Here is a 5,915-nt window from a genome sequence, read left to right on the forward strand (position 1 = left end):
CATGATGGCATGCACGGGCCATGCCGACCCGGCTCGCTCTGGATGCGCCGTGGAGGCCGATGTCTTCCGTGGCCCTGTGGTATGTGTCCGACATCTTNACGCGGAAAACAAATCAGGACATATATTCTGTCGAATGTAAATATATATGTCGAATTTGGAGTGTTTGGATGATGTGGAAAATCAAATAGACATATTTCTGAATTTTTTCCGGTGATGTCGTGAGGGTAATTTTTGGGGTTGGATAAATGGGGGGCAATCGGGGTTTATTGACCCAAACCCCTGGAAGGTGACTTTCTACGATGACGACACCTTCAACTGAACCCATGGAGCCTCTCATGGACAGCATCAGCTCTACCTCGTATGCCAACCGCCCCGGCACCTACGAGCTCAATGCCAAGGAATTTGGTCCTGTCGTGGCCAATACCATCGGGGTGGCTCAAACCGTGGGCAGCAGTGTGAGCCATGCCGCCAGCGCCACGGTGTCCTTCAGTGACAAGGCGCTGAGCGCGTTGGGCAAGGATATTTCCGACGCCGCCAGTGGCGTCGAGAATTTCTTCAGCGAAGCGGGGAATTATCTCGAGAACGCCGGAAGCAGCGTGATCCACACCGCGGAGAAGGCGGCGAACTTTGTCGAGGACGCTGCCAGCACGGTGAAGAACACCGTGACTTCGGCGGCCAACTCCGTGGTTGATGCCGTGGAGTCCGGGGTCGACGCCGTGGAATCGGGGGTCGATGGCGTGGAGTCGGTCCTGGGCAAGGTCGGTGAAGGCCTGGCCTCGGCGACCCAGTCGATCGGCAGCTATGTGGGACTGGGTGTGGCCTCGGCCACCAATGCCCTGAAGTCCCTGGCCTGAATCTCCTCCGAATCCACCCGTCTGCGAGGAGATTCCCGTGCGCGCGTCCTTCTGGTGTTCTGTCGGCCTGCTTTTGCCGCTGGCCTTGCTGCAGTCCGGCTGCTCGGTGTTCAGTGCCGAGCCGTTGTGGGAGCTGGCCAAGGCCGGCGGTGCCCTGGTGCAGGGGGCCGTCACCGAGGTGGGGCCCACCCAGGCGCGCGACACCGTGGTCTATGCGCACGGCCCCATTCAGCGCCTGTGCGTGGAATACAACCGCAGCAGCCAGGCCGCGGACCTGCTGCCGGCCCTGGTGGCCGAGCTGCAGGCCCAGCACATCGAGAGCCGCGTCTACGAGGCCGGTGGTCGCTACGACCAGTGCGATGTCTGGCTGCGCTACACCGCCTCCATCCAGTGGGCCGTGCCGCCCACGGCCAGTGACTACCGTCCCTACCTGGACCGCGCCACCCTGGTGCTCAACAGCGCCGATGGCCGCGTGCTGGCCACCAGCAGCTTCGTGCTCGACGACGGCCTGATGTCCATGGGGCGCTGGGCCAGCACCCGCGACAAGCTTGCGCCGGCGGTGAAGGCCCTTGTCGGCCCTTCACCTCAGGCCAGGGCCGGCTGAGTCCCGCCGCCGAGCCCTCTTGCCTCCCACCCCGTCCACCCAAGGAGTCCCCATGATCTCCCGCCGCGTTGCCATCCCCGCACTCCTGTCCTCGCTGTCCGCATTGGCGGTGCTGACGGGCTGTGCCTCCACGGTGGTGCAGGCGCCTTTGTACGTGCCGCCCAACCCGCAACAGGTGCTGGTGGAGCGCACGAACAATGGCGCGATCTACCAGGCGGCCTTTTCCTCCGGCTCCTTGTTCTCCAGCACCCGCAAGCCGGTGAACATCGGTGATGTGGTCAAGGTCAACATCGACGAGAGTGTCAAGGCCAGTCGCAAGCTGACCACCGACACCAGCCGTCAGAACGCGGTGGCCGACAAGGGCCCTGGCAACTCCCGCTCCGGCAGCAAGCTGATCGACTTCTTCGGCAACATCGATGCCTCGGCCTCCGGCAGCGACAGCTACAAGGGCTCGGGCGCGACCGACAACAACAGCAGCTTCAGCGGCCAGATCGCGGCCACCGTCATCAACGTGCTGCCCAACGGGCATCTGCTGGTGGCTGGTGAGCGTCGCATCGCGCTCAACGGGGGGCTCAGCGCCCTGCGCTTCTCGGGGGTGATCGATCCACAGGACATCAAGGCGGGCAATGTGATTGCCTCGGCCGATGTGGTGAACGCCCGCTTTGAACTGGCTGGCGAGGGCGATGTCTCCGATGCCGCCAGCCGCAACTGGCTGCAGAGGCTGCTGACCAACCAGATGAGCGTCTGGTGATCCATGCCCCGTGCTGGCCATCGTCCTGAAAGGAATGCGCCATGTCTTCAACCCGCCTGCAACTCACCCGCGTCGGCTCGCTGCTGGGCCTGTGCGGCTGCCTGCTGACCTTGCCGACCGCCCGGTCGGCCACGCTGGAGGGCGTTGCCGTGGACGATGCCGTCCAGGTGGCGGGCCGACGGCTGCAATTGCATGGTGCCGGTGTCAGCCGTTCCTGGCTGCTGCGGGTCTATGCCATTGCACTCTACCTGCCCGAGCGCAGCGCCTCCCTGTCCGAAGTCCGCCAGACCGAAGGCCCGCGGCGCATCGCCATCGCGCTGATGCGTGACGTGAGCGCCGAGGACTTCCGCAGCGCCATCACCGATCAGCTCCGCGGCGATGACCCGGGCGTCGACCGTGCCGCGCTGCAAGGCCCGGCCCACCAGCTGGTGCAGGCGGTGGGGCGTCGGCCGCAGGGGCTGCGCAAGGGCGACCTGCTCACCCTGGACTGGGTGCCGGGCACCGGCACGGTGGTCGAGCTCAACCACCAACCCTTCATCGAGCCGGTGCGGGGGCGGGCCTTCTACGACGCCCTGCTGGGCGTCTGGCTGGGCGAGCAGGTGAGCGACACCACATTGCGCGCCCAACTGCTGGGGGCCCCGGCTTCGCAGCGGGTGGTCTCCCGCAACTGAGCCCTCCATCCCATCCTTCTTGCCACGTCCACTGCCCTCCATGGCCATGCCACCGAACCTTCTCCTTCGACACAGACCCTGGCTGCCGCTCAGCCTCTTCGCGGCACTCGCCCTGGCCGCCTGCGGTGGCGGCGACGACGGCAGCAGCACCGGCAGCAACACCCTGGGCGGCACCATCAGCGGGCTCAGCACCGACGGGCTGGTGCTGGCCAACGGCAGCGACACGCTGGCGGTGGCGTCCGGTGCCACGGCCTTCACCTTCGACGAGACCATCGGCAGCCGCTACAACGTCACCGTGCAGACCCAGCCCAGCGGGCAGACCTGCCAGGTCAGCCAGGGCAGCGGCTCGACCAGCGGCAACGTGAGCAGCGTGGCGGTGATCTGCCGCAGCTACCGCGTCTATGTGGCCAACACCAACAGCAACACACTGGCGCAGTTTTCGGTGGGCAGCACCGGCGCTCTCAGCGCGCTGAGCACGCCCACCGTCGCGGTGCCTTACATGCCCTCGGCGCTGGCCCTCAAAGGCGATGGCAGCCAGGCCTGGCTGAGCTACCGGGACGATGAAACCCTGTCGGTGCTGGACATCGACAGCAACGGCGCCCTGAGCCTGTCCAGCCTGAGCGGACGGGCCGCCACCTTCGGCTATGCGCTGTCCCTGGCACCCGATGCCTCGCACCTCTATGCCGTGAACTACGGCGGCGCCAGCGTTTCGCAGTTCAGCCTGGGCAGCGGCGGCCAGCCCACGGCGCTGTCGACGGCCACCGTGGCCAGCGGCCTGGCACCCTATGCCATGGCCATCACGCCCGACGGGGCCTATGCCTATGTCGCCAATGCCAGCGACGACACCATTTCCCAGTACGCCGTGGGCAGCAGCGGCGCGCTGACGGCACTGAGCAAGGCCACGGTGAGCGTCTCCGGCTATGGCAGCAAGCCGCAGGGACTGGCGGTGGCGCCCGGTGGCGGCTACCTCTATGTGACCCTGGCGGACAGTGCCAAGGTGCTGAGCTACGCCATCAATGCCAGCACGGGGGCACTGAGCTACAGCAGCAGCCAGGGCACCGGCACCACGCCGCGGGCCATTGCGCTGACCTCGGACGGCACGCACGCCTATGTGGCCAATGCAGGCGCCGCCACCGTGTCTCAGTACCTGGTGTCGGGCGGCAGCCTCACGCCCATGGCCACGCGCACAGTGGCCGCGGGGACGACGCCCTCGGGCATCGCCATCACGCCGGACAACGCGCGGCTCTACGTCAGCAATGCCGGCGACGGCACGCTGTCACAGTTCTCGGTGGGCTCCGGCGGGGCGCTCAGTGCCTTGTCGCCTGCCACGGTCAGCACCGGCGGGCTGGCGCCGGTCAGCGTGGTGGCGCGATGAGGATCGCCCACGGCTGGAAGGGGTGCGCAGGCGGGAGGCAGTGGCCTCGGGCCAGGGAGGGGGCGCCCAAGGACACCACCCCCGCCTGCGCGAACTTGTCTCGCCAGCTTCGTCACGCAGCCGCCTGGGCGGGTGCCGAGGGGGGACGCGACGGGCCGCGTTTGTCCGCCATGGCCTCGCGCTACGTGGGCCGACACTGAAACCATCAGCACCAGGAAAGCGCTAGCGCCTGGGAACAAGCCTGCATCTTCGAGGCGCCGTGTTGCTGCCGCATTGCCGCGATGTGGACCCGGGTTGCGGGGCCGCCTCAGGATCGGAACAGCCGGGAGTACTGGGCCTCGTGACGGGCCGAGAGAATGGCCAGCCCGGGCGTGAAGGCCTGCCATGCGCTCTCCGGCAGGGCCAGGGCCTGGTCCACCACGATGGGCAGGCGCTGGCTCAGTCGCGCCAGGATGCGCTGGCCGGCGCTCTGGCCCAGTGGCACGGCCTTGATGGCGGCCTGGGCCATGTTCTCGGCCCAGCCGAAACCGTGGGCCAGCAGGGCCTCCCGCAGCGGGGCGCCGATCACCGTCACGGCCAGACCGAAGGCCACCGGCCAGCAGGGCGCCGGGCGCAGCGCACCCAGCGCGGCCACGCGCGGATCCTCGGGCGCGCGCTGGCGCAACCAGTCCTGCAGGGAGCGGCCCATCTGCTCGGTCTGCTGGCGCAATTCGCTGCTCTCGCGCGTCAGGCGCACCCAGTCGTTGAGCTCGGTGGCCCGCGCCACATCGCCCCGTTGCCAGGCCTGGGCGCTGCGCGCCACCACGGCCAGGTCGGCCCGGCCCAGGGCCAGCGTCAATTGATCATCCAGCCAGTCGGCGGCCTGGGCTTCGTTGGTGACATGTCCGGCCTCGACCGCGGCCTCCAGACCCTCGGAGTAGCTGAAGCCGCCCACCGGCAGGGCCGGTGAGGCCAGCCACATCAGCTGCAGCAGCGTGGCCGCCGGCAGCGGTGCCGGGGTGGAGCGGACGCGGGGCATGGCTCAGTGCGAGTGACCGTGCCCGTGGTCGTGATGCCCATGATCGTGCTCGCCGTGGGCGTGGCCATGGTCGTGCCCGCAACCGGGACCGTGCACATGGGGCGCCGGGGCGGCGGTGATGGGCACGCTCAGCGGCTTGCCACGGGCCGGGGCCGGCGCATGGTCGTGGCCGCAGCCCGGGCCGTGCACATGTCCGTGTTCATGCGCGTGCCCGTGTTCATGCCCATGGTGTTCATGGGAGTCGCCATGGGCATGATCGTGTGAATGGCCGTGCGAATGGTCATGCGAATGGTCATGCGTATGGCCGTGGGCATGGCTGCTCCCGTAGGCGCCCCCTTCGGGCTCGAAGCCGGCCTGGGCCTCGGTGACGATCAGGTGCATCTGCCGCAGCATGTCGGCCAGCACATGGTCGGGCTCCAGCTTCAGGTGATCGGGCTGCAGCTCCAGCGCCACGTGGCGGTTGCCCAGGTGGTAGGCGGCGCGCAGCAGGTCGAAGGGGCTGCCATGCTCGGCGCAGGCACGCACCTCCAGCACGGCCTGTGGTGCGGCGAGCACGCGGATCAGGGACCCGTCCTCGGCCACCAGCACATCGCCGCCACGCACCGTGGTGCCGCGCGGCAGGAACACGCCCAGCTGCGCCCG

Annotated in this window: 7 protein-coding genes; 5 read left to right on the top strand and 2 right to left on the bottom strand. The window is 68.0% G+C overall.

From position 1 onward, the window contains the following. The first annotated feature begins 335 nt into the window (after positions 1-335). Genes I73_RS05185 through I73_RS30715 form a run of 5 tightly spaced genes read left to right on the top strand, consistent with a single transcriptional unit; the run spans position 336 to position 4,255 of the window. Positions 336-854, top strand: coding sequence for a hypothetical protein (locus tag I73_RS05185; protein ID WP_022979640.1), 519 nt, complete (start codon positions 336-338; stop codon positions 852-854). A 37-nt stretch (positions 855-891) separates the two neighbouring features. Continuing rightward, positions 892-1,458: a hypothetical protein gene (locus I73_RS05190; protein ID WP_022979641.1), complete on the top strand. Its 567-nt coding sequence runs from the start codon at positions 892-894 to the stop codon at positions 1,456-1,458. Between the two features lie 52 nt (positions 1,459-1,510). Further along, positions 1,511-2,209 (top strand): flagellar basal body L-ring protein FlgH, encoded by a 699-nt coding sequence (locus I73_RS05195; protein ID WP_022979642.1) that lies wholly within the window; start codon positions 1,511-1,513, stop codon positions 2,207-2,209. 41 nt (positions 2,210-2,250) lie between these two features. After that, positions 2,251-2,880 (top strand): chalcone isomerase family protein, encoded by a 630-nt coding sequence (locus I73_RS26070; RefSeq protein ID WP_022979643.1) that lies wholly within the window; start codon positions 2,251-2,253, stop codon positions 2,878-2,880. Between the two features lie 46 nt (positions 2,881-2,926). Further along, entirely contained in the window at positions 2,927-4,255 is a 1,329-nt protein-coding gene (locus tag I73_RS30715) for a beta-propeller fold lactonase family protein (protein WP_159105845.1), read from the top strand. A gap of 307 nt (positions 4,256-4,562) precedes the next feature. Here the strand turns inward: I73_RS30715 and I73_RS05210 are convergent, their stop codons facing one another. After that, positions 4,563-5,273, bottom strand: coding sequence for an urease accessory protein UreF (locus tag I73_RS05210; RefSeq protein ID WP_022979645.1), 711 nt, complete (start codon positions 5,271-5,273; stop codon positions 4,563-4,565). Positions 5,274-5,276: 3 nt separating this feature from the next. Continuing rightward, a partial coding sequence (locus tag I73_RS26080; protein ID WP_022979646.1) for an urease accessory protein UreE occupies positions 5,277-5,915 on the bottom strand: 639 nt, incomplete at its 5' end.

The sequence above is a fragment of the Ideonella sp. B508-1 genome, assembly GCF_000333615.1.
Classification (GTDB): Bacteria; Pseudomonadota; Gammaproteobacteria; order Burkholderiales; family Burkholderiaceae_C; genus Ideonella.